We start from the raw sequence: 21,665 nt of genomic DNA, 5'->3' as shown, positions 1-21,665 counted from the left end.
CTGCGGAATATTCATTCCATTTTCTGGGAACGGCGTCAAGCCTCTTTAGCGGCGACCGGATATGGATGAAGCGCAATGCCGTGGGCCTTCACGGCCAGCACCTGCATTTCCGCCGTTGTGAAAGACGAAGCGAGCATCCATCTATGCGAGGTCGAAGACAGGCCCAGAGCCGCAGGCATCTTTGATCTTTTGCCGCGGCCCAATCATTTGAAGATTTTGGAGACAGGACACATGTCCATTTCGATCTACCGCCTCACCGTTCCGATGTTCCAGCGCGGCATCGCCAGCCTGAAAACCTACCTCGACAAGGCCGAAGCCTATGCCAGGGAAAAGAATATCGATCCCGCCATATTGGTCGCCGCTCGACTTGCGCCCGACATGCTGCCGCTCTCCGGCCAATATCAGCGCGCCAGCGACACCGCCAAATTCGCGCTCGCCCGCCTGACCGCGACCGACGCCCCGAAGTTCGAAGACAACGAAACGACGCTCGATGCCCTGCGCGAGCGCCTGGCAAAAACCGAAGCCTATCTCGCCGGCTTCTCGGCCCAAGCGCTGGAAGGCACGGAAACCCGCCAGATCACCCTGCCGGGAAAGAGCGGTATCGTGCTGCCCGGTGACGAATATATCGCCACCTTCGCCCTGCCGAACTTCTATTTCCACGTTGCGACGGCTCACGCCATTCTGCGCAACCAGGGCGCCCCAATCGGCAAGCGCGATTATCTCGGCTGAACAAAGCAATTCCAGCAAAAATGTGCAGCGGTTTTGCCAGGCAAAGCGTGAAACGCTTGTGCCGGGAATTGCGTACAAAGAGAAAGAGAGCATTGCCGTCATTCGAAGAAGACGGCAATGCTCTACCAGGGTCGGTGCGTCACCGGCCCTCTTTCCGTCAGCTCGGTATAGGCAAGCGTCTGGTCGAGATGCCGTGCCCGCAGCGACAGAAGCTTCTCGGCATAATCGAGCCGTATCGCCGCATAGGCCGGATCCGCTGCGACATTGTCGAGTTCCATCGGATCGTTGAGAAGATCGAAGAGCAGCGGCGGCAATGCGGTAAAATGCACATATTTGAACCGTCCGTCGCGGATCACCGCCAGATTGCATTGGTTGGACCGGAGCCCGAAATGCCGCTCCGCCTCGCCATGCGCAATGTCGCGAAAATCGAATTCCCAGAATGCCGCGTCCCGCCAGCCCGGTCCGCTCCCACCCCTGACAAACGGCATGAGCGACTGGCCATCGAGCCCGTTCTTCGCGTCGATGCCGAGCCTTTGACAAAGGGTGGGAAAAATATCGGCAGCGCTGGTGAATTTGTCGACGACCCTACCCGCAGCACTGCTTGCGGGATCGCGAATGACAAGAGGAATATGATAGCTGCCGTCGAAGAAACCGCCCTTGCCGAGCATCCAGTGATCGCCCGCCATCTCGGCGTGGTCCGAGGTGAAGACAATAAGCGTGTCGTCCCAGGCGCCCGCATCCTTCAGGGCTTGCCAGACGCGGCCGAGTTGCGCATCGACCTCTGATATCATCCCGTAATAGATCGCCCGGATCGCGGCAAAATCCTCAGCGTTCCAGCCGCTGAGCGGCCCCGTTGCCCCGTAGATGAAGTTGCCCTTGCCAGAGCGTGGCATCTCGTAGGCGAGATAAGGATGACTATTCTGTTCGGCGTCGCGGTTTGCAGCGCGGGCAAAAGCCGGTCCCTCGTCGGGCTTGAACATCCGGTTGAACGGCTCCGGCACGGAAAATGGCGGATGCGGACGCAAGAAAGAGACATGTGCAAACCACGGCCTGTCCTGTTCGCCCACCCAGCGAATGAACTCGCCGGCCAGGAACGCCGTCTGGGTCTCGTCGCGCGAATAGGCCGGCGCCGCATTTGAAATTTCGCCTGCTTCGGCACCGACCGGAATATGGATGTCGCGGCTGACGGCATTCGCATGGCCGCGGGACCTGAGCCAGGAGAGCCACTGTTTTTCATGCTCGGGCAGAAGCTGGCGGGCCGTAAAGCCCGGCAGCACGCCTTCATAGGTCGTCAGATGCGGATCGCCGGCATCCATGCCGCGTGGATCGGGCGCGGTATCCGTGTAGCCGAACAGGGTCGGATCGTATCCGGCCCGCCGGGCGGCGAGCGCCAGATTGTCGAAGCGGGCATCGAGCGGCGAACCGTTGCGGCAGACGCGGTGGTTCATCTGATAAAGGCCGGTATAGAGTGTGGCCCGCGCCGGCGAGCAGGGTGCCGCCCCGGCATAGTGCCGCCGGAAGAGCGTGCCTTCCCGCGCCAGCGCATCGACACCAGGTGTCTTTACGCAAGCGTGACCGACGGCCGACAGGCTATCGCCACGCCACTGGTCGGCCGTGATCAGCAGGATGTTCGGCCGGCGCGCCTTCTCAATGCTGGTTGGATTTTGCATGCCAGGCCCAGGCGGAGCGGATGATCTCGGACAGATCATATTGCGGCACCCAGCCGAGCACGTCGCGCGCCTTGTCGTTATTGGCAACCAGCGTATGCGAATCGCCTTCACGACGGCCGATATATTCGACGGGGAAAGGCCGGTTCGACACTTCCTCGATCGCGCCGAGCAATTCCCTGACTGTCGTGCCGGTGCCGGTGCCGAGGTTGAGCGCGACGGAATCGCCGCCCTTCAGCAGATATTCGACGGCGCGCACATGCGCATCGGCAAGATCCAGCACATGGATATAGTCGCGCACGCAGGTGCCGTCGCGGGTCTCGTAGTCGCTACCGAACACCTTGAAACCCTGGCGGCGGCCGAGGGCTGCGTCGATCGCCAGGGGTATCGCATGCGTTTCCGGCTGGTGCCATTCGCCGATCCGGCCCTCGAAGTCGGCGCCGGCCGCATTGAAATAGCGCAGCACCACCGAGCGCAGGCTCTTATATTGGTCGTAATCAGCAAGCGCCTGTTCGACGATATATTTCGTCCGCCCGTAGGGATTGATCGGCACCTGCCGGTGCGTCTCGTCGAGCGGCACGCTCTGCGGCAGACCGTAGGTGGCGCAGGTGGAGGAGAAGACGAAGGCGTTGATGCCGGCAGCCTGTGCCGCCGAAAGCAGCGTCAGCGTGCCGATCACATTGTTCTCGTAGAAGGAAACCGGATCTTTCACCGATTCGCCAACCTCGATCAGCGCCGCGAAATGCAGGATCGCCGCCGGTTTGTGCTTTGCCAGCACCTCATCCAGCCGGGCGCGATCGCGAATATCGCCCTCTTCGGCCGGCCCCCATTTGACGAACTCGCGATGGCCGTTCGAAAAATTGTCGAAGACGACAGGCGTATAACCCTTGTTCGCCAAGTCGAGACACGTATGCGACCCGATATAGCCGGCGCCGCCGACAACAAGAACCGTTTCACCTGCCATGCACCACCCTATTCTTCGTGAGAGATGAGGGAAACCTAGACGAGATACACGTCAATAAAAAGAAAGAACTGCGATCGGCGTGAACAGACAATACGTCAAATGCCGATGCCACTTCAATCGATGCGCGATTCGTCGCCATGGCGGCCCTATCGATGACTTCAACTCCAACGCCGAACGACAATGACGCCGCCCGCCCCGCAATTTGGGCCGCATCGGCGATATTCGAAAATTATTCGCGTGATTTGCATAGCCGCCCGATCTAAGGGCCTTGTACCACCATGTGATGCAACGGTCTGCAACATCAGCCAGGGAGGGCACGAATGAGAAAGGCATTGGTCGTTTGGGGCGGCTGGCAGGGTCATGAGCCGGAGCAATGCGCTCATATCGTCGCCGACCTGCTGCGTGAAGACGATTTTACGGTCGAGGTGACCGGCGATCTCGGAATATTCGGATCACCGACGCTGGCGCAGGCCGATCTGCTGGTGCCCATCATTACCGGCGAAACGCTCGAAAAGCCTCATGCCGCGGCCCTGGTCGAAGCCGTGCGCGGCGGGCTGGGGCTCGCCGGCCATCACGGCGCCCTCGCCACATCCTTCAAGGAAAGCGCGCCTTTCCGATATGTTTCCGGCGTCACCTGGGTGGCCCATCCCGGCAATATCATCGACTTCCGTGTCGCCGTCACCCGCCAGGACGATCCAGTGATGGAGGGCATTCCCGACTTCGACTACCGTTCCGAGCAATATTATCTCCACTATGATCCCACGGTCGAAATCCTTGCGACCACCACCTTCACCGGTGCCTACGATCCGGCGGCCCGCAATGTCGTGATGCCCGTCGTCTTCAAGCGCCATTTCGGCGCCGGCCGCATCTTCTATTCCGCCCTCGGCCATATCGCTGCCGAATTCGACCATCCCTATATGCCGCTCATCCTGCGGCGGGGTTTGAGCTGGGCCGCACGCCAGTAGCGTCAGGACGGGCCGCGCGCCGGAGAATGCCGACCGGCGGCGACAGCCGGGCGACGTCGGCCGCTGAAGAATGAGTATTTCAAGCTGGAGAGCAACCTCGCCTGATCGTCCGGCACGGGCGACCGCTTGCCGATCGTCCGTCTGCGTCATAATTTGCCCGGATGCAGGATCGCTTCTCTTTCTTCCCCGCCACCGCCGACCGCCTGGCTGATCTAGAAGAGGTGTTCGACGATTGCTCGGGCGGCCGGAATTGTCGCTGCGCCTACTGGTATCTTCCGAATGCCGACTACAAGGCAGGATGGGGCGAGGGAAATCGCAACTGGTTTCGAAGCCTCGTCGCCGGGCCGCGCCCGCCAGGCATTCTCGGCTACCACGAGAACGAGCCGGCCGGATGGTGCGGTATCGCGCCGCGCGCCGTATTCGACCGGCTGCGCCGCTCAAAGCCCTTCGCGCCGGTCGACGACAAGCCGGTTTGGTCGATCAATTGCTTCATCGTCCGCAAACCGTTCCGGCGGCAGGGCCTGTCGCGACTGTTATTGAAACACGCCGTCAAATTCGCAAACGCGAATGGCGCTGAATGCCTCGAAGCCTACCCCGTCGATCAGGCAGCCCGCGCTTCGAACGGAGCCGAGCTCTATCCGGGAGCGCTCTCGATGTTTCTGGATGCCGGCTTCGTCGAAGTGGCAAGACGCCTGCCGGCAAGGCCGATCGTCCGCCTGGAATGCCGCTGAATATTTCGGCAACCCAGGGATTATAAATACAGGCTAGCGAACCGCCTTGATCTGCCGGTCATTCTCGACGGCGGGAACCGTCTCGTCATAGACACGCATCAGCCGCCCCGCGGCCTTCAGCTTCTCGATAAGATCATTTCCATCAGGCGAGGCCTTCGTCAGCTCCAGCTGCTCGAACTCCCGTAGCGCCTGCGCCCAATGGCTTTCCCCGCGCCCATCCGGCCTGCCTTCCGATTCCCACAGCGAATAAGCGCGCTGGCTGACCCAGGCGTCCTTATTATGACTCATAATCAACCCCAGCGAGAAATTTGGAAGCAATATTCGACAGGCAACAAGGTGCCAAAACCGGCTTTAGGAGTCGTTACGAGGCAGCGTTAGTTTTTAGCTAATATCGAGGAGCAGGGGATCATCCCTCGCATGCATTCCCCGACCTTGGCCTCGTACCGGCTCCAGGGTAGGGTCAGCCGCAGAAACGACAGCGATGAACGATGGCAGCCAAGACAACACTCAATGCCAAGAATCTCGAATCCCTCGGTGTCCAGCGCCTTGCCGAGCTGCTGATCGAGATCAGCACGGGCAGCGCCGCCCACAAGCGACGGCTTCGAATGGAGCTTGCCGGCAATCACGGCAGCGCCGAAGTGGCGCGTGAGGTGCGAAAGCGGCTTGCCAGCATTACCCGCGCTCGCACCGTCATAAACTGGCACAAAGCGAAGGCGCTGAAGACCGATCTGGAAACTCAACGCAAGACGATCGCAGAGACGATTGCCGCCGATGATCCCCGGGAGGCTTTTGAACTGATATGGCAGTTCCTCGCAATGGCGGATTCGATCTTTGAAAGATCCAACGACCGCGGCGGCTCACTGATCCAAAGTTTTCACCAGGCTTGCGAGGATGCTGCTGCAATCGCCAGGCTCGTCAAAATTGACGTCAATGTTCTGGCCGATAAGGTGTTCAAAGCCGTGCAGGACAATGGTTACGGCCAGTACGACAACCTGCTTGCGGCGATGGTGCCGGCCCTCGGCAAGGATGGTATCGATCGGTTGAAAACCCTCTTCGTCCAATGGTCCAAGGAGCCGAAGGACAAGCCGGCGGAAGATGAGCGCAAGGTCATCGGCTGGGGCGCGGGAGGCCCGATTTACGAGGATGAGATCTACGGCACTCACCGGGATCTGACGGTGCGCATGGCCTTACAGCAAATTGCCGACGCCCAGGGCGATGTTGATGCCTACATTGGCCAGTACCCCGAGGAAACGCGCAAGGCGCCGATGATTGCGGCCGATATCGCCAATCGCCTGCTCTCGGCCGGGCGGGCGAAAGAAGCGCTTGAGACGTTGGATGAGGCCGACGCGAGAGGCTGGGCCAACATGCCATTCAAATGGCAGCTCTCTCGCGTCGCCGCGCTCGAGGCCCTGGGGCGGGCCGAAGAGGCCCAAACCTATCGATGGGGGCGCTTCGAGCAGGCGCTGGATGGCGAGCATCTCAGGGCTTTCCTCAAGCGGCTGCCGGATTTCGACGATCTCGACGCCGAGGAGAAGGCATTTGCCCATGCCCGGGCTTTCCCGAACGTCCATCAGGCGCTTGCCTTTTTCCTGAATTGGCCGGCGCCTGCCGAGGCGGCAAAACTGATGGTGATCAGGAAAGCCGAACTCGACGGCGATCTCTATGAGCTGATGACGCCGGCGGCCGAAGCTCTGGCGGAGAAACATCCGCTCGCGGCGACCATTCTCTTGCGCTCCATGATCGATTTCGCCCTCGATAACAACAGGCCCAGCCGCTATAAACACGCCGCAAGGCATCTTGCGGACTGTGCGTCCCTTGCGCCTCATATCGATGACTTTGGCAACACAAGATCCCATGACGTCTATGTCGCGGACCTCAAGCGCCGGCACGGCAAGAAGCATGGCTTCTGGAGCCTGGTGACCTAAGTCGCTTCAAATACCTTGCCTTCAGAGAGGAATCCCATGACGACCACCGCCTGGCACGCAGATCCGCTCACCTGGGGAACTGGCTCCCGCATCTTCGAAGCCTTTCTGGAGCCGACTTGCCCTTATTCGGTCAGGGCGTTCAACAAGCTCGACGAATTGCTGAGCCGAGCCGGCGAAGACAGGATCACCGTGAAGATCCGTCTGCAGTCGCAACCCTGGCATATGTATTCGGGCGTCCTTGTCCGCTGCATCATCGCAGCCTCAACGCTGGAAGGCGGCAAGCAGACAGCCAAGAAAGTGATGGCCGCCATTGCCGCCCATCGCGAGGATTTCGAGTTTGAACGCCATGCCGGCGGCCCGAACATGGACGTGACGCCGAATCAGATCATCGAGCGCCTGGAAACCTACAGCGGCGTCAGGCTGAAGGAGGCCTTCGCAATTCCGGATCTCGACCGGGAGATCAAATGGCATTGCAAATATGCCCGGCAGAACGGCATCCATGTCTCGCCGACCTTCATGGTCGATGGGCTGGTGCAGCCCGATCTGAGCAGCGGCGATGAGGTCGGAGTCTGGGTGAAGAAAATACAATAAAACAGAGATCAAACGGCTCTGACATACAATGAGAGCGCCCGCAGCGACTGTTGTCGGCTCTCATGGACGAGTGATCCTGTAGACCAGCAAATCATCCGAATCCACAAGCTTGGTTGCGGTCTTGTCCAGATAGTCGATGACCCCGTCATGATGCTCGACGAACAGCAGGTCCTGTTTGTCGGTGGCGTTCTTGGCAACGCCGAACAGATCCGCGCCTTGCGCGCGCAACTCCTCCAGCTGCGCGATCGCAATGGCGTCATCGGCGACGAATTTCGACCATTCCTCATCGCCTCCGCCGGGCGGGAACACCCAGCCGCGCGCCCTGCTGTAGTAGATTGCGACGGGATCGCCGACCTCGGGCGCGATGGCGACGACGAGGTCGCCCGGTTGCGCCAACCGCGCCAGTTCCTCGCCAAGCAGCTTGCCCTTCATGGCGATTGGCTTCTTCATCGTCCTGACGAGGGGAAGGGTCGACCAGGCAAGTGCGACCGCCACGATGCAGATCGAGCGAAGCACGACCGCCGGCGTTAGAACGGTTCTCGATGCAAGGGTTGCCAGAAGAAGCGCGCCGCGGCCTGAGAATATCGCGACCGGTACATGGAAGATGTGGAAGTTCCACACATTGCCGGTGATCTCGCCGGCCGCCGCCAGATAGACGATCACGGCCGCAGCCAGCCACACATAGGGAATGCGCGAAAGGGTGCGTCGCCTAGGGTCTTCGGCAGGTCTGGGCGGTATCCACAAGCCGACCGCAAACAGCACCATGAACGGATAGCCGTAGAACCACAAAACCGAGGTGTTCCACGCGGATTGGAAATAGAACCTGTTCCCGAGGTATGTCCGGAAGCCATCCTCCCAGATATAGCCGCCGGTGCCGGCGACATGAAACGGCGGATAGCTGCGGCCGAGATAAATCGCCCAGCTGAAATAAGCGCCGATGACGGCCAGGCTCAGGAGCCCCGACAGGAAGACCCAACTCGCCTGCTTCCACTTCTTCTCCAGAATCCAGCAGACCATCAGATAGAAGATGACGGCACCGGCGGCGAGGCCCGGTGGCTTGGAAAGTGCACCGAGCGAGAAGCTGACCGTGGCGAGCGGTAAGAGCCAACCGCTGCCGCCGGCCCAGTATTTAACGAACAGCCAGACCCCGAGAGTGACCAAGGCCAGCATCGCGGGATCGGGAAGAAACGAGCTGTCGATCATGATCGCCGCCGGCATCAACGCGTAGGCAAGTGCCGCCGCGTGGGCGTGCATCTCGCCCCAGCAGCGCGCCGTCAGCCTGTGCAGCGAAAACACCGTCACCAGACTGAAGAGGGCCGCAACCATGCGGCCGAACCAGTCGTGCCAGCCGAAGAGTTGGTAGAGCAGGGCTGTGAGATAGCTGACGATCTGGAACTCGCGGCCCTGATAGCTTGGCCCGGGGCCGGTCCAACTGACCTCCGGAAAGAAGATGTTCCAGCTGCGCTGCTGGAAATTGTCGGCCATCATCGCGGTGCTGATCTCGCGCCAGCTGAAGCCGTCGACCAGCGGCAAGGTGATCTTGTGGTACCTGAAGACGATCGCAATGAACAAGATCCCCAGCAAGATCGCCGTGTTGAAGCTCAGGAAGTTGCGAGCCGCCATGTCGCGGTCGGTCGCCCGCTGCGGGTATGGCTGACCTTCGGCCTGGTTCAAATCCGGGTCGTCCGGCATCGGATCGAGAGGAAGATTGGGCTGAGCGGGATCTCGCAGCCAGTGCGGTCGGCTGCGGAGCGGCTCGTAGGCTTCACCGAGCAGCGGCTTGGAAGGCTTGCGGGGCGGCTTTGTCATGCCGGCACTTCATCAGCAATGCCTTAAAAAGCAATTCGCCCAGATTGATTATTGACGCATCCGCACTGGAACTGCGACACCGCAGTCCGGCATCCGCTTGTCCGCCGAAAGAGCTACGGCGCCTTCCCGCTCTGATGTCTCGGTATTTCAGCGGTTTGCAGGAAAATTATGCGCTTGAAGCGTTATGGCGGAGAGGGTGGGATTTGAACCCACGATACCCTTGCAGGTATGCCGCATTTCGAGTGCGGTGCATTCGACCACTCTGCCACCTCTCCGCGGTCTGGTCGGCGCTTGTTCGGCGCGGGCGTTCTCATAACGAGCATATGACAGGTTGGCAAGCCGAAAAGTCGAAGCATTCCATCCTTTTGCCTTGACACTTTTTTGTCGCTCGCGTATCTCGGCTGCGCAATAGGTTTGGAGAAATCCGTGCCTTGCTTGTCCTGCGCTTGCGTGGGGCGTTTCACCGGCAGGAAGAGTTCGAGGTTTCCCTCTGAAATCCCTGCTTAACTTCGACTGATAAAAAGACGGCCACCTTGCTCAGCGAGCGAGGAGAGCTGGAACGAACATGAAAGGATAAAAAATGTTCGCAGTCATCAAGACCGGCGGTAAACAGTACCGTGTGGCAGCCAACGACGTGCTGACCATCGAAAAGCTGGAAGCCACCGCTGGCGATTCCATTGAATTCACCGAAGTGCTCGTGATCGGCGAAGGCGCCGACGCTGCGATCGGTGCGCCCTTCGTTACCGGCGCCTCTGTCAAGGCAGAAGTCGTCGAACAGAACCGCGGCAAGAAGGTCATCGCCTTCAAGAAGCGCCGCCGTCAGAATTCGAAGCGTTCGCGCGGCCATCGTCAGCATCACACGGTCGTCCGTATCACGGACATCGTGGCTGCCAAGTAAGATCAACGGGACAAGGTTTAAAGGAGAACTCCAATGGCACACAAAAAAGCTGGCGGTTCCTCGCGCAACGGTCGCGATTCCGAATCCAAGCGCCTTGGCGTGAAGAAGTTCGGCGGCGAAGCCGTCATCGCAGGCAACATCCTCGTGCGTCAGCGCGGGACGCAGTGGCATCCGGGTTCCAACGTCGGCCTCGGCAAGGATCACACGATTTTTGCGCTTACCGCCGGCAATGTGAACTACCGAACGAAGGCCAACGGTCGCGTCTACGTGTCTGTCATGCCGAAAGCGGAAGCAGCGGAATAAGCCGGTAGCGCTCAAAAACAGCCGGCGTCTCATCGACCCGGCTGGCCGTATCAGGTTCAGTCTAGAAAACAGGGGAGATGGGGCGCCATCTCCCCTTTTTCTTTACCCCTCAAGGAGGACTGAACCATGCAAGGCGAATTGTTAAGGGCAGACCAATCACGGTCGCCCCGGGAAGACCAGCGGTCTTCCGAAGAACGGCTGAGGCCGGAGCGGTTAAGGACCGATTGCCCTGTCTTGTTATCGGAAAGGCTCGTCATGCGCGCGCCCCACGAAGAAGACATCGACGCCCTTGCCCATCTCGCCAACAACGCCAAAGTCGCCACCATGGTATCGCGTATGCCGCACCCATATACCGCCAATGATGCTGCTGACTTCGTGCGTCGCACGAAAAATGGCGAGATTGGCAAGTGCGTCTATGCGATCACCAAGGCCGAAAACGGCGCCTTTATCGGCTGCTGCGGCGTCGAGCCGCATGCCGACGGCAGAACCGTCGAGATCGGCTACTGGTTGGGCGAGCCCTATTGGAACAAGGGCTATACGACCGAGGCCTGCCATGCCTTGGTCGACATGGTGTTCAGAACCCGCCAGGACGTCGATCAGATCGATGCGCGCTGCCGGGTGATGAACGTCGCCTCGCGCCGCGTCATCCAGAAGTGCGGCTTCCAGTTCCAGGGATCGGGGCTCGCTGCCTCGCTGGCGCTCGGCAGCAACGTGCCGGTCGAATGGTACAGGCTCGACCGCAAGACCTGGATGTCCCTCCGAAGCTGGGGGAACATCGCATGAGCACGACCGCGCTGCAAAGGCCTGAGCTCAAGCCGATGATGCCCGGCCCCGCGCCTGTCATCTCGACCGCCAGGCTGACGCTCCGCCCGCACAGGCTGAGCGATGCGCCTGCGATCGCGGAATCGCTCTCCGATTTCGCGATCACGCGCATGCTGTCCCGCGTACCCGCGCCGTTCGACCGGCAGGATGCGCTGGACTGGCTGATCCCGGTCACCTCGGGCACCTTGCCCGACTGGCCGTTGGCGATCACCGGTCAGGACGATGTCCATATCGGCAACGTCTCGATCGAGCTGCGCCACGGCCGCTGGCACCTCGGCTACTGGCTGAACCGCTACTACTGGCGGCGCGGCTATATGAGCGAGGCGGTGGCGGCGATCATCGAGCGCTTCTCGCGCCGCATGCCGGAGACGCCGATCCATTCCGGCGTCTTCGCCGACAACCCGGCCTCGCTGCGACTGCAGGAGAAGCTCGGTTTCCGCATGACGGGTTGCGGCGAAATCTATTGTTTCGCCCGCAACACCATGGTGTCGCATATCGAAACCGTGCTGCAGCCGGGCATGCTGCAGCCGCGCAAGGTTGCGTGACAGAGCATGATTCCGAAAAGTGTACGCGGTTTTCGGACAACATCATGCTCTCATCCAGGACTAGAAAGGGAGACGCCGCCACAGCGGCGGCTCCCTCAATCGCCGATCTCGACCCATAGGGGAAAATGATCGGAGCCCTCGGATTGCGTATCGATCCGGGCGGATTTCAACCGGGCCTCGAGGCCGCAACTGACGAAGCAATAATCGAGATGCATGCGTTTGCCGTGATCTTCGGGATCCATCCAGCTATAGCTCTCCGGCCGATAGGCCGAGAGCGCCGCAAAGGCGTCGATCGGCGTGCCGACCCTGGCGACACGGCCGTAATATCCGCCGCCGGCACCGGCAAGCGCGCAATATTCCGGCGATTCCGGCTCCATGTTGAAATCGCCCATGATGACGTAATCTTCCGGCAGCGGCGGCTCCGGCAGATCGAATTCGCCGCCTCCCGTCAGCGACCCGCCCTCCTGGACGAAGGCATTGATCTGCGCGTTCAGGAATTGCAGTTGGCGGATGCGCTCGTCGGCAGAGACATGGTCGAGATGGACGGAGTAGACGCGGAACGCGCCGCCGGGTGCTTCGATCACCGCCTCGGTTGCGCCGCGCTGCAGGTTGATCTTGCCAATCGTCCGGCTGCGCGGCAGAAGCAGCGTCCGGGTGGAGATAACAGGCCAGCGCGACAGCACCATGTTGCCGAACTGGAATCGCGTGCCGGGCACCGGCCGGAGCCCCTCTTTGGCTGCCTCGACATGCATATCGCAGGCTGGCCCATACACCCAGAAATAGTCGGGAAAGAAGGCGGCAACATCGGCCACCATGTCGGCAAAACCGTTGCGGGAGAAGCCGCGGGTCACCTCCTGCAGCGCGATGACATCGGCCCCCTCGAGGCTCCGGGCAATGCGCGGCAGATCGTATCTGCCATCGAGACCGAAGCCGTACTGTATGTTATAGCTCACGAAATTCACGATAATCTTTGACCTCCGTCGGAACCGCCTATATCGAATGGGCCAAGACGGCCGTCCAACTGCCACTGAATATTGGAAGTAAAATGAAATTTCTCGACGAAGCAAAGGTCTATATCAAGTCCGGAGACGGCGGCGGCGGCAGCGTTTCCTTCCGGCGCGAGAAATTCATCGAGTTCGGCGGCCCGGATGGCGGTGATGGCGGACGCGGCGGCGACGTCTGGGTCGAGGCTGTCAACGGACTGAACACTCTGATCGATTTCCGCTATCAGCAGCATTTCAAGGCGACGATCGGCACCCATGGCATGGGTAGGAACCGCACCGGCGCCAATGGAAGCGACGTGACGCTCAAGGTTCCCGTAGGCACCCAGATCTTCGAGGAAGACCGGGAAACGCTGATCTGCGATCTCACCGTCGAAGGCCAGCGTTTCTGCCTCGCCCATGGCGGCAATGGCGGCTTCGGCAACGCCCATTTTAAGACCTCGACCAATCAGGCGCCGGATTGGGCCAATCCCGGCCTGCCCGGCGAGGAAAAGACCCTCTGGCTGCGGCTGAAACTGATTGCCGATGCCGGCCTCGTCGGCCTGCCCAATGCCGGCAAGTCGACGTTCCTGGCTGCCGTCACCCGCGCCCGTCCGAAGATCGCCAACTACCCCTTCACCACGCTGCATCCCAACCTCGGTGTTGCCACCATCGACGAGCGGGAATTCATCCTCGCCGACATTCCGGGCCTGATCGAAGGCGCCCATGAAGGTGTCGGCATCGGCGACCGTTTCCTCGGCCATGTCGAGCGCACCCGCGTGCTGCTCCACCTCGTCTCCGCCCAGGAGGAAAAGGTCGGCAAGGCATACAAGACGGTCAAGCACGAGCTCGAAGCCTATGGAAACGAGCTGACGGATAAGGCTGAGATCGTGGCGCTGTCGCAGATCGACCTGCTCGACGATGCCGAATTGAAGAAGAAGACCAAGGAATTGGCCAAGGCCTGCGGCAAGACGCCCTTCCAGATTTCGGCCGTCACTGGCAAGGGCATGACCGAGGTCCTGCGCGCCCTGCGCGACATCATCGTCGAGGCCAATACCGAGGAGAAGCCGGCCAAGGTGCCGAAGCTGCGCCATCGCGACATGGTCGTCTCCGATGAGGACAAGGGCGAGGTTCAGGGCGAGGACGAGGCCGATGACCAGCCGTAAGCCGCTCGGCCGCTACCGCCGTATCGTCATCAAGATCGGATCTGCGCTGCTGGTCGATCGCAGGGCCGGGCTGAAGAAGGCCTGGCTCGACGCCATGTGCGCCGATATCGCCGGCCTGAAGGCCAAGGGCATCGATGTGCTCGTCGTCTCCTCGGGCGCGATCGCGCTCGGCCGCTCGGTGCTCGACCTGCCCTCGGGCGCGCTGAAGCTGGAAGAAAGCCAGGCCGCCGCCGCCGTCGGCCAGATCGCGCTGGCGCGTGCCTGGTCGGAAAGCCTGTCGCACGACGAGATCGTCGCCGGCCAGATCCTGCTGACACTCGGAGATACCGAGGAACGCCGCCGCTATCTCAATGCCCGCGCCACCATCAATCAGCTTTTGAAAATCGGCGCCGTGCCGATCATCAACGAGAACGATACCGTTGCCACCAGCGAAATCCGCTACGGCGACAACGACCGCCTCGCCGCCCGCGTCGCGACGATGACCGGCGCCGACCTGCTCATTCTTCTCTCCGATATTGACGGCCTCTATACCGCGCCGCCGCATCTCGATCCGAACGCAACGTTCCTGGAGACGATTGCCGCGATCACGCCGGAGATCGAGGCAATGGCCGGGGGTGCGGCCTCCGAGCTTTCGCGTGGCGGCATGCGCACCAAGATCGATGCCGGCAAGATTGCCACCACATCGGGCTGCGCCATGATCATCGCGTCGGGCAAGACCGACAGCCCGCTGTCGGCAATCGAAAACGGCGCGCGTTCCTCCTGGTTCGCGCCGTCTGGCACGCCCGTCACCGCCCGCAAGACCTGGATTGCCGGGCAGTTGCAGCCGGCCGGCGAACTGCATGTCGATGACGGCGCCGTCGTTGCACTCGGGGCCGGCAAGAGCTTGCTTCCGGCCGGCGTGCGCAGCGTTTCCGGCCTCTTCAGCCGCGGTGATACGGTGGCGATCATCGGCCCGGCGGGCCGCGAGATCGGCCGCGGTCTTGTCAGCTACGATGCCGACGACGCCCGCCGGATCGCCGGCCGCAAATCGGCGGAAATCGCCGCCATCCTCGGTTATGCCGGGCGCGCCGCCATGGTCCATCGCGACGACATGGTCATGACGGCCCAGATCGGTTCGAAATCGGAAAGGCAGAAGAAGGACGCGAGCTATGCTTGATACCGTGGCGCCAAGCCCTGACATTGACGTGCTGATGAACGACATCGGCCGCAAGGCGAGGGCTGCCGCGCGACCGCTGAGCTTTGCGTCCACCGAGGTGAAGAACAGGGCGCTGAACGCCATGGCCGATGCGATCCTGGCGAACAAGGCGCATATTCTTGCCGAGAACGCCAAGGACCTGAAGGATATCGAAGGCACCGAAATGCTTGCCTCCTTCGTCGACCGGCTGACGCTGAACGACAAGCGTGTGGCCGAAATGGCCGAGGGCATCCGCGCCATTGCCGCGCTTGCCGATCCGGTCGGCGAAGTCATCGCCGCCTGGGACCGGCCGAACGGGTTGAAGATCGAGCGCGTCCGCACGCCGCTCGGCGTCATCGGCGTCATCTTCGAAAGCCGGCCGAACGTCACGGCGGACGCCGGCGCCCTCTGCCTCAAGGCGGGCAATGCCGTCATCCTGCGTTGCGGCTCGGATTCGCGCCGCTCATCGCAGGCTATCCATGCCTGCCTGGTCGAAGGCTTGAAGGCAGCAGGACTTCCAGAGCATGCTATCCAGCTCGTTCCGGTCACCGACCGCGCCGCCGTCGGCGCCATGCTGCGCGGCCTGGAGGGTGCGATCGACGTCATCGTGCCGCGCGGCGGCAAGAGCTTGGTCGCCCGCGTGCAGAACGAGGCCCGCGTGCCGGTTTTTGCCCATCTCGAAGGCCTTTGCCATATCTATGTCGATGCCTCGGCCGATATCGAAATGGCGAAGAAGATCGTCGTCAACGCCAAGATGCGCCGCACCGGTATCTGCGGCGCGGCCGAAACCCTGCTCGTCGATGGCGCCGCGATCGGCACGCATCTGACGCCGCTGCTCGAGGTTCTCGCGCAGGCCGGCTGTGAGATCCGCGCTTCGACAACGGTGCTGAAGGTCGCACCCGGCATGAAGCCCGCGACCGAGGAGGATTGGTCGACCGAATATCTCGACGCGATCATTTCGGTTGCCGTCGTCGACGGCATATCGGGCGCGATCGCCCATATCCAGACCTATTCCTCGAACCACACCGAGGCCGTCATCGCCGAGGACCCTGACGTCGTCGCGCGTTTCTTCACCGAAGTCGATTCGGCGATCCTGCTACACAATGCCTCGACGCAATTTGCCGATGGCGGCGAGTTCGGCATGGGTGCGGAAATCGGCATTGCCACCGGCAAGATGCATGCCCGCGGTCCTGTCGGCGTCGAACAGCTCACCTCGTTCAAATATCGGGTGCATGGTGCCGGACAGACGCGGCCCTGAGGTGACGACCGAGCCAGACGTGACGATTGAGAATGTGGACCGGCACTATCTCCGCATGCCGCACAGCGAGCGCGGCATGGTCGTCGGTCTGTTCGGCGGTTCGTTCAATCCGCCGCATCAGGGCCACGCGCTGGTCGCCGAGATCGCCCTCAAGCGGCTTGGCCTCGATCAGCTCTGGTGGATGGTCACCCCGGGCAATCCGCTGAAGAGCCGCAACCAGCTCGCCCCGCTTGCCGAGCGTATTGCCGAAAGCGAGCGTGTTGCCGCCGACCCCCGCGTCAAGGTGACGGCCTTCGAACAGACGCTCGGCGTCAGCTACACTGCCAACACGCTTGCCCGCGTCAAGGCCCGCAATCCACATGTGCATTTCATCTGGATCATGGGCGCAGACAGCCTGCAGACCTTTCACAAATGGCAGAAATGGCAGGAGATTGCCCGCACCTTCCCGATCGCGGTGATCGACCGGCCGGGTGCGACGCTCTCCTTCCTCTCCTCGAAAATGGCCAGGACCTTCGATTTCGCCCGGGTCGACGAGGATGATGCCCGTGTTCTCTGGAAGAAGCGTGCGCCGGCCTGGACCTTCATCCACGGGCCGCGCTCCGGCCTGAGCTCGACGGCAATCCGCAACGGCTCGGCGCCCGGCGACGCGCTTTAGTTTGATTTCCAAGGATGTCCCGAAAATGAGAAAGCCCGACGGGGGAGGAGATCCGTCGGGCTTATAAACTCGATCGACAACTGGGAGGAGGAGTGTTGTCGATCCTACCGAACGGCTATGGGAGGAGGAGAAGCCGTTTCGATGAGAGTGTTGTACCATATTTCGCAGGAAGATGAATATCGATTGTTGCATTGCAGCAATGCGTCACTTGCAATCCTATGCAGCCTTATGGCTTTGGCATTGCCGTTTTTCTTGGCAGAAATCGACGGAGCATACTCTACCGCCGGGAATCCTTGCGGTCTGCCAACTGTCGTTTGGATATTTCCGCCCTTTGGATCTCATGCTGCGGTTCGAGCCATGCACGTCAACAATGCCAAAACCATTGGATCGCTGCGAACACAGCGGCCCGATATGGTTATATTTTTCTGGATATATCCCTAGCCAAAGCACCTCACCCGTTATATTCGTCGCAATATTTCGAAACCTGGGGAGACATCATGCAGAACCGCCGCCGATGGATGAAACAGGCAACCGCCGCGATCGCAGCCCTCTGGCTTGGCACGGCAGCGCTTCCGGCGCCTGCTGCCGCAGCCGAAAAGCTCATCGTCTTTGCGGCCGCCAGCCTCAAGGATGCGCTCGACGCCGCCAACACCGCCTGGGCCAAGGAAAGCGGCAAGGAAACCGTCGCCTCCTATGCGGCGAGCGGAGCCCTGGCCAAGCAGATCGAAAACGCGGCTCCTGCCGATGTCTTCATCTCGGCCGATCTCGACTGGATGGATTACGTCGCCAAGAAAAACCTGATCAAGGCCGATACCCGCTCCAATCTGCTCGGCAACCGCATCGTGCTCGTTGCCGAAAAGGCCAAGGCAAAACCGGTCGAGATCAAGCAGGGCTTCGATCTTGCAGGACTGCTGGGTGACGGCAAGCTGGCCATGGGTGAGCCGAAATCGGTTCCGGCCGGCAAATATGGCATGGCCGCGCTCGAAAAGCTCGGCGTCTGGAAATCGGTCGAAAGCAAGGTCGCCGGCGCCGAAAGCGTGCGCGCCGCCCTTGCCCTCGTCTCCCGCGGCGAAGCGCCTTATGGCATCGTCTACCAGACGGATGCCGCAGCCGATAAGGGTGTCGCCGTCGTCGGCACCTTCCCGGCCGATTCCCACCCGCCGATCATGTATCCGATCGCAATCCTTAACGAGAGCAAGAACCCGGATGCAGCAGCCTATCTCGACTTCCTGAAATCCGACAGGGCTGCTGCCTTCTTCACGGCGCAGGGTTTCACGATTCTGAAATAGTCGACCAATTAGTGTTTCGTGATGCTTGTCTTGTACCCCAAGCATTTGCATCGATCGATAAGTGGCAGAGGCTGTCTTGTTCGTGCCGTGGGATTGCCCCTCACCCAAACCCGCTCGCGGGCGAGGGACGTGGCAAACGCCGCGTTGAGGTTGAGGAGGACGGTGCGACAGGGTCCCTTCGCCCCGCGAGCGGGGGGTCTGAAGGACGGGTCGAGACCCGTGGCTTGACCCCGGTCGGTGCCGGCAGGCGGATGAGGGGCAGGCGTCGGATGACGCCATGTAAAGAACGAGCATTGTCAACAAACTGAGGCTCGCCCCGGCGTGCCCCCAGACTTCCAGGGAGACAGCTGCATTTGGACATGTTGGGGTTGAGCAATGAGGAATGGACGGCGATCCTGCTCAGCCTGCGCGTCTCGATCGTCGCCATGCTGGCAAGCCTGCCCTTCGGCATCCTCGTCGCCCTGCTGCTTGCCCGCGGCCGCTTCTGGGGCAAGTCGGTGCTGAATGGCGTCGTTCACCTGCCGCTGGTCCTGCCCCCGGTCGTCACCGGATTCCTTCTGCTCATTCTGTTCGGCCGCCGCGGTCCGGTCGGCAGCCTGCTCGACCAGTATTTCGGCATCGTTCTCTCCTTCCGCTGGACGGGTGCGGCCTTGGCCTGCGCCATCATGGCCTTTCCGCTGATGGTGCGCAGCATCCGCCTGTCGATCGAGGCGGTCGACCGCAAGCTGGAGGAGGCCGCCGGAACGCTCGGCGCCGGACCTGTCTGGGTCTTCTTGACGATCACCCTGCCGCTGACCCTGCCCGGCATCATCGCCGGCATGATCCTGTCTTTTGCCAAGGCAATGGGCGAATTCGGCGCGACGATCACCTTCGTCTCCAACATTCCCGGCGAAACCCAGACGCTGTCGGCGGCGATCTACACTTTTACCCAGGTTCCGGGCGGCGATGCCGGCGCACTCCGCCTGACGCTCGTTGCCGTCGTCATTTCCATGGCCGCTTTGCTCGCCTCCGAATTCCTCGCCCGTCTCGCCGGCCGGAGGATCGATCCGGAATGACGCTGATCGTCGAGGCAAAACAGAAGCTTGGCGCCTTTTCGCTCGATGCCGCCTTCACCTCCGAGCGTGGCGTCACCGCGCTGTTCGGCCGTTCCGGTTCCGGCAAGACCGCGATGATCCGCATCATCGCCGGCCTCGCGCGCCCGGACGCAGGCCGCGTCGCCCTTGACGGCGAGGCCCTGACCGACACCGCAACCGGCATCTTCATCCCGAAACATCGCCGCCGTTTCGGTTATGTCTTCCAGGAGGCGCGGCTTTTCCCCCATCTCAGCGTTCGCGCCAATCTCTCCTACGGCCGCTGGTTCGCGGCGAGAACGGCACGCGGCGAGAACTTCGATCGCATCGTCGACCTGCTCGGCATCGAGACGCTGCTGGCGCGCAGCCCCGCGAAACTCTCCGGCGGCGAGAAGCAACGCGTCGCCATCGGCCGCGCGCTTCTCTCCTCGCCCCGCCTGCTGCTGATGGACGAGCCGCTCGCCGCCCTCGACGAGGCGCGCAAGGCTGAGATTCTGCCTTATCTGGAACGTTTGCGCGACGAGACCGACATCCCGATCGTCTATGTCAGCCATTCGATCGCAGAGGTGGCGCGGCTGGCAAACCAGGTCGTCGTCATGCGCGACGGCAAGGTGGAAGCGACCGGTTCCGCCATCGACATATTGAGCCGTCCGTCAACCTCCGCCGATCGGCGCGAGGCGGGCGCGCTACTCGAAGGCACCGTGGAAAGCTTCGATCCGCTTCACCGCCTGTCGACCGTCGCGCTGAAATCCTGCCGGCTCCATATTCCGGGTGCGGCCCTTGCGCCCGGCAAATCGGTCCGCATCCGCATTCCCTCCCGCGATGTCATGTTGGCGACCGCAAAGCCGGAGGGGCTCAGCGCGCTGAATATCCTGGAAGCAAGGATAGAGCAGATATCGCCGGCCGAGGACGGAACGGTGGAAATCCGGCTCGATTGCGGCGGCGATATCATTCTTTCCCGGATCACGACGCTCTCCTGCGAGCGCCTCGATCTTCGGCCGGGAAGGGCGGTCTTCGCCGTCATCAAGACGGTTGCCCTGGAGGCCTGATCAGCCGCGCTTGCCCTGTTGCAGATTGCGCTTGCCTTCGAGCCAGGCGAGATCGTCGGCAAGGCTGGTGCGCACCGTCTTTTCCATCCGGCGGAAACGCTCGAGCAGTTCCTCGCCGAACGGCGTCAGCACCGCGCCGCCGCCCCTTTGCCCGCCGCGCTGCGATTCCACCACCTGTTCAGAGAACATCCGGTTCATCTCGCTGACGAGCAGCCATGCCCGGCGATAGGACATGTCCATCGCCCGCCCCGCCGCCGAGATCGAACCGGTCGAGCGGATGTGCTCCAGGAGCTCCATCTTTCCGCGACCGAGGCGATCCTGGTCCGGGAAGCTGATTCGCAGGACGGGAACGAGTGTTCTTGCGGCTGAGTCGGTCATTGAATCCAGAGATCGCGGAATTTTCGGCACTTTACGCTGCGGTATGGAAACTGTACACCGCCCGCCGGAAGCAGCCCGCGTGGCAATATTCTTCAATTCGGACGTTAGATCGGATTTTCGGCCGTTCCGTACCTTAGCATGTCTTGAAACATTAATGGTTTGATGCCTATCTTAACCATGATCCGGTCTCGATCGGATCTGTGTTGTGCATAGTTTGTCATTCCAGGAAAGGGAAAGCACTGACAACAGTACACGCCAAGGGAAAAACGCTCGCCGTTATCCCGAAGAGTGCGGAACGTGGCGCCGATGCCGCCGCCCGTGCCCTAGAAACCGTCCTCGCCAGCCTTGAGGACTCCAAAGCTGAAGATATCGTCACCATCGACATTGCCGGAAAATCGGCGCTGGGAGACTACATGATCGTCGTCTCCGGCCGCTCGAACAGGCATGTCATGGCGATCTCGGATCATCTGCTGACCGACCTTAAGGACGACGGCCTCGGTACGGCCCGCGTCGAAGGTCAGGAAGGCGGGGATTGGGTCCTGATCGACACCGGTGACATTATCGTGCATGTGTTCCGTCCCGAAATCCGCGAGTTCTACAACATCGAAAAGATGTGGGCGGCTCCGGATATGGATGAAGAAACACGGCACTGACAGGCAGGCCGGCATTCTGTCCGGCGCCTGAGACGTGGCATTGG

At 61.4% G+C, this 21,665-nt stretch carries 23 protein-coding genes, 1 tRNA gene and 1 pseudogene; 17 read left to right on the top strand and 8 right to left on the bottom strand.

All coding sequences use genetic code 11. From position 1 onward, the window contains the following. The first annotated feature begins 231 nt into the window (after positions 1-231). Entirely contained in the window at positions 232-729 is a 498-nt protein-coding gene (locus ACMUVN_RS16520; protein WP_028757739.1) for a DUF1993 family protein, read from the top strand. A 122-nt stretch (positions 730-851) separates the two neighbouring features. Here the strand turns inward: ACMUVN_RS16520 and ACMUVN_RS16515 are convergent, their stop codons facing one another. Both ACMUVN_RS16515 and galE read right to left on the bottom strand, forming a co-directional pair. Beyond that, the gene (locus ACMUVN_RS16515) at positions 852-2,399 is read right to left on the bottom strand and encodes an alkaline phosphatase family protein (protein WP_414815298.1); all 1,548 of its coding nucleotides are present in this window, start codon (positions 2,397-2,399) and stop codon (positions 852-854) included. Continuing rightward, positions 2,377-3,360: a UDP-glucose 4-epimerase GalE gene (gene galE, locus ACMUVN_RS16510; protein WP_028757679.1), complete on the bottom strand. Its 984-nt coding sequence runs from the start codon at positions 3,358-3,360 to the stop codon at positions 2,377-2,379. Before galE ends, ACMUVN_RS16515 begins: the two co-directional genes overlap by 23 nt. Positions 3,361-3,680: 320 nt before the next feature. Here galE and ACMUVN_RS16505 point away from each other — a divergent pair, with 320 nt between their 5' ends. Then, a complete protein-coding gene (locus ACMUVN_RS16505) occupies positions 3,681-4,325 on the top strand; it encodes a ThuA domain-containing protein (protein ID WP_063473850.1) in 645 nt (214 codons plus the stop codon). A gap of 161 nt (positions 4,326-4,486) precedes the next feature. After that, on the top strand, positions 4,487-5,056 hold the full coding sequence (locus ACMUVN_RS16500) for a GNAT family N-acetyltransferase (RefSeq protein ID WP_063473851.1): 570 nt from the start codon (positions 4,487-4,489) through the stop codon (positions 5,054-5,056). Positions 5,057-5,089: 33 nt separating this feature from the next. Here the strand turns inward: ACMUVN_RS16500 and ACMUVN_RS16495 are convergent, their stop codons facing one another. Further along, positions 5,090-5,344, bottom strand: a complete 255-nt coding sequence (locus tag ACMUVN_RS16495; RefSeq protein ID WP_028757237.1) for a DUF2934 domain-containing protein — start codon at positions 5,342-5,344, stop codon at positions 5,090-5,092. Positions 5,345-5,544: 200 nt separating this feature from the next. Here ACMUVN_RS16495 and ACMUVN_RS16490 point away from each other — a divergent pair, with 200 nt between their 5' ends. Beyond that, positions 5,545-6,981 (top strand): DUF6880 family protein, encoded by a 1,437-nt coding sequence (locus tag ACMUVN_RS16490; RefSeq protein ID WP_414815297.1) that lies wholly within the window; start codon positions 5,545-5,547, stop codon positions 6,979-6,981. Positions 6,982-7,017: 36 nt separating this feature from the next. After that, positions 7,018-7,572 carry a DsbA family protein gene (locus ACMUVN_RS16485; protein ID WP_414815296.1) on the top strand — a complete coding sequence of 185 codons (555 nt, stop codon included), beginning with the start codon at positions 7,018-7,020 and terminating at the stop codon, positions 7,570-7,572. Between the two features lie 60 nt (positions 7,573-7,632). Here the strand turns inward: ACMUVN_RS16485 and ACMUVN_RS16480 are convergent, their stop codons facing one another. The 3 genes and pseudogenes from ACMUVN_RS16480 to ACMUVN_RS16470 all read right to left on the bottom strand — a co-directional run bounded on the left by ACMUVN_RS16480 (position 7,633) and on the right by ACMUVN_RS16470 (position 9,656). Further along, a complete protein-coding gene (locus tag ACMUVN_RS16480; RefSeq protein ID WP_414815345.1) occupies positions 7,633-9,264 on the bottom strand; it encodes an ArnT family glycosyltransferase in 1,632 nt (543 codons plus the stop codon). Beyond that, a pseudogene (locus ACMUVN_RS16475) lies at positions 9,259-9,381 on the bottom strand (ATP-dependent DNA ligase); the annotation flags it as partial. The pseudogene ACMUVN_RS16475 and the gene ACMUVN_RS16480, both read right to left, overlap by 6 nt. A 185-nt stretch (positions 9,382-9,566) precedes the next feature. Beyond that, positions 9,567-9,656: transfer RNA gene (locus ACMUVN_RS16470), tRNA-Ser, on the bottom strand. 305 nt (positions 9,657-9,961) lie between these two features. On the opposite strand from ACMUVN_RS16470, the gene rplU reads away from it, so the two are divergent. The 4 genes from rplU (at position 9,962) to ACMUVN_RS16450 (ending at position 11,949) form a co-directional block, all read left to right on the top strand. After that, entirely contained in the window at positions 9,962-10,279 is a 318-nt protein-coding gene (gene rplU / locus ACMUVN_RS16465; protein WP_003543907.1) for a 50S ribosomal protein L21, read from the top strand. Between the two features lie 33 nt (positions 10,280-10,312). Next, positions 10,313-10,582 carry a 50S ribosomal protein L27 gene (rpmA, locus tag ACMUVN_RS16460; RefSeq protein ID WP_003567620.1) on the top strand — a complete coding sequence of 90 codons (270 nt, stop codon included), beginning with the start codon at positions 10,313-10,315 and terminating at the stop codon, positions 10,580-10,582. 126 nt (positions 10,583-10,708) lie between these two features. Then, entirely contained in the window at positions 10,709-11,365 is a 657-nt protein-coding gene (locus ACMUVN_RS16455) for a GNAT family N-acetyltransferase (protein WP_047615800.1), read from the top strand. After that, positions 11,362-11,949 carry a GNAT family N-acetyltransferase gene (locus tag ACMUVN_RS16450; protein WP_414815295.1) on the top strand — a complete coding sequence of 196 codons (588 nt, stop codon included), beginning with the start codon at positions 11,362-11,364 and terminating at the stop codon, positions 11,947-11,949. The genes ACMUVN_RS16455 and ACMUVN_RS16450 overlap by 4 nt, the downstream gene beginning before the upstream one ends. 95 nt (positions 11,950-12,044) lie before the next feature. On the opposite strand, the gene ACMUVN_RS16445 is transcribed toward ACMUVN_RS16450, so the two are convergent. Then, positions 12,045-12,911: an endonuclease/exonuclease/phosphatase family protein gene (locus ACMUVN_RS16445; protein WP_414815294.1), complete on the bottom strand. Its 867-nt coding sequence runs from the start codon at positions 12,909-12,911 to the stop codon at positions 12,045-12,047. Between the two features lie 83 nt (positions 12,912-12,994). On the opposite strand from ACMUVN_RS16445, the gene obgE reads away from it, so the two are divergent. From obgE to modC, 7 genes are all read left to right on the top strand, one after another. Beyond that, complete coding sequence (gene obgE / locus ACMUVN_RS16440) at positions 12,995-14,095, top strand: GTPase ObgE (RefSeq protein WP_028757230.1); 1,101 nt, start codon at positions 12,995-12,997, stop codon at positions 14,093-14,095. Next, entirely contained in the window at positions 14,082-15,251 is a 1,170-nt protein-coding gene (proB, locus tag ACMUVN_RS16435; RefSeq protein ID WP_047615805.1) for a glutamate 5-kinase, read from the top strand. The genes obgE and proB overlap by 14 nt, the downstream gene beginning before the upstream one ends. Next, entirely contained in the window at positions 15,244-16,527 is a 1,284-nt protein-coding gene (locus tag ACMUVN_RS16430; RefSeq protein ID WP_414815293.1) for a glutamate-5-semialdehyde dehydrogenase, read from the top strand. Before proB ends, ACMUVN_RS16430 begins: the two co-directional genes overlap by 8 nt. Continuing rightward, positions 16,502-17,182 (top strand): nicotinate-nucleotide adenylyltransferase, encoded by a 681-nt coding sequence (locus ACMUVN_RS16425; RefSeq protein ID WP_028758416.1) that lies wholly within the window; start codon positions 16,502-16,504, stop codon positions 17,180-17,182. The genes ACMUVN_RS16430 and ACMUVN_RS16425 overlap by 26 nt, the downstream gene beginning before the upstream one ends. Before the next feature lie 497 nt (positions 17,183-17,679). Continuing rightward, complete coding sequence (gene modA / locus ACMUVN_RS16420; RefSeq protein WP_063473854.1) at positions 17,680-18,471, top strand: molybdate ABC transporter substrate-binding protein; 792 nt, start codon at positions 17,680-17,682, stop codon at positions 18,469-18,471. A gap of 353 nt (positions 18,472-18,824) precedes the next feature. Further along, positions 18,825-19,526 (top strand): molybdate ABC transporter permease subunit, encoded by a 702-nt coding sequence (gene modB, locus ACMUVN_RS16415; protein WP_127431135.1) that lies wholly within the window; start codon positions 18,825-18,827, stop codon positions 19,524-19,526. Further along, positions 19,523-20,590 carry a molybdenum ABC transporter ATP-binding protein gene (gene modC, locus ACMUVN_RS16410; protein ID WP_168333461.1) on the top strand — a complete coding sequence of 356 codons (1,068 nt, stop codon included), beginning with the start codon at positions 19,523-19,525 and terminating at the stop codon, positions 20,588-20,590. Before modB ends, modC begins: the two co-directional genes overlap by 4 nt. Here modC and ACMUVN_RS16405 read toward each other — a convergent pair whose 3' ends face one another. Further along, positions 20,591-20,968 (bottom strand): winged helix-turn-helix domain-containing protein, encoded by a 378-nt coding sequence (locus ACMUVN_RS16405; protein WP_414815292.1) that lies wholly within the window; start codon positions 20,966-20,968, stop codon positions 20,591-20,593. Between the two features lie 209 nt (positions 20,969-21,177). Between ACMUVN_RS16405 and rsfS the strand changes: the two genes are divergently transcribed. After that, positions 21,178-21,621: a ribosome silencing factor gene (rsfS, locus tag ACMUVN_RS16400; RefSeq protein ID WP_032984631.1), complete on the top strand. Its 444-nt coding sequence runs from the start codon at positions 21,178-21,180 to the stop codon at positions 21,619-21,621. Positions 21,622-21,665: the final 44 nt, after the last annotated feature.

The sequence above is a fragment of the Rhizobium sp. IY2 genome (assembly GCF_047532935.1).
GTDB lineage: Bacteria > Pseudomonadota > Alphaproteobacteria > Rhizobiales > Rhizobiaceae > Rhizobium > Rhizobium anhuiense.
This window is presented reverse-complemented; position numbering and strand designations above follow the sequence as displayed.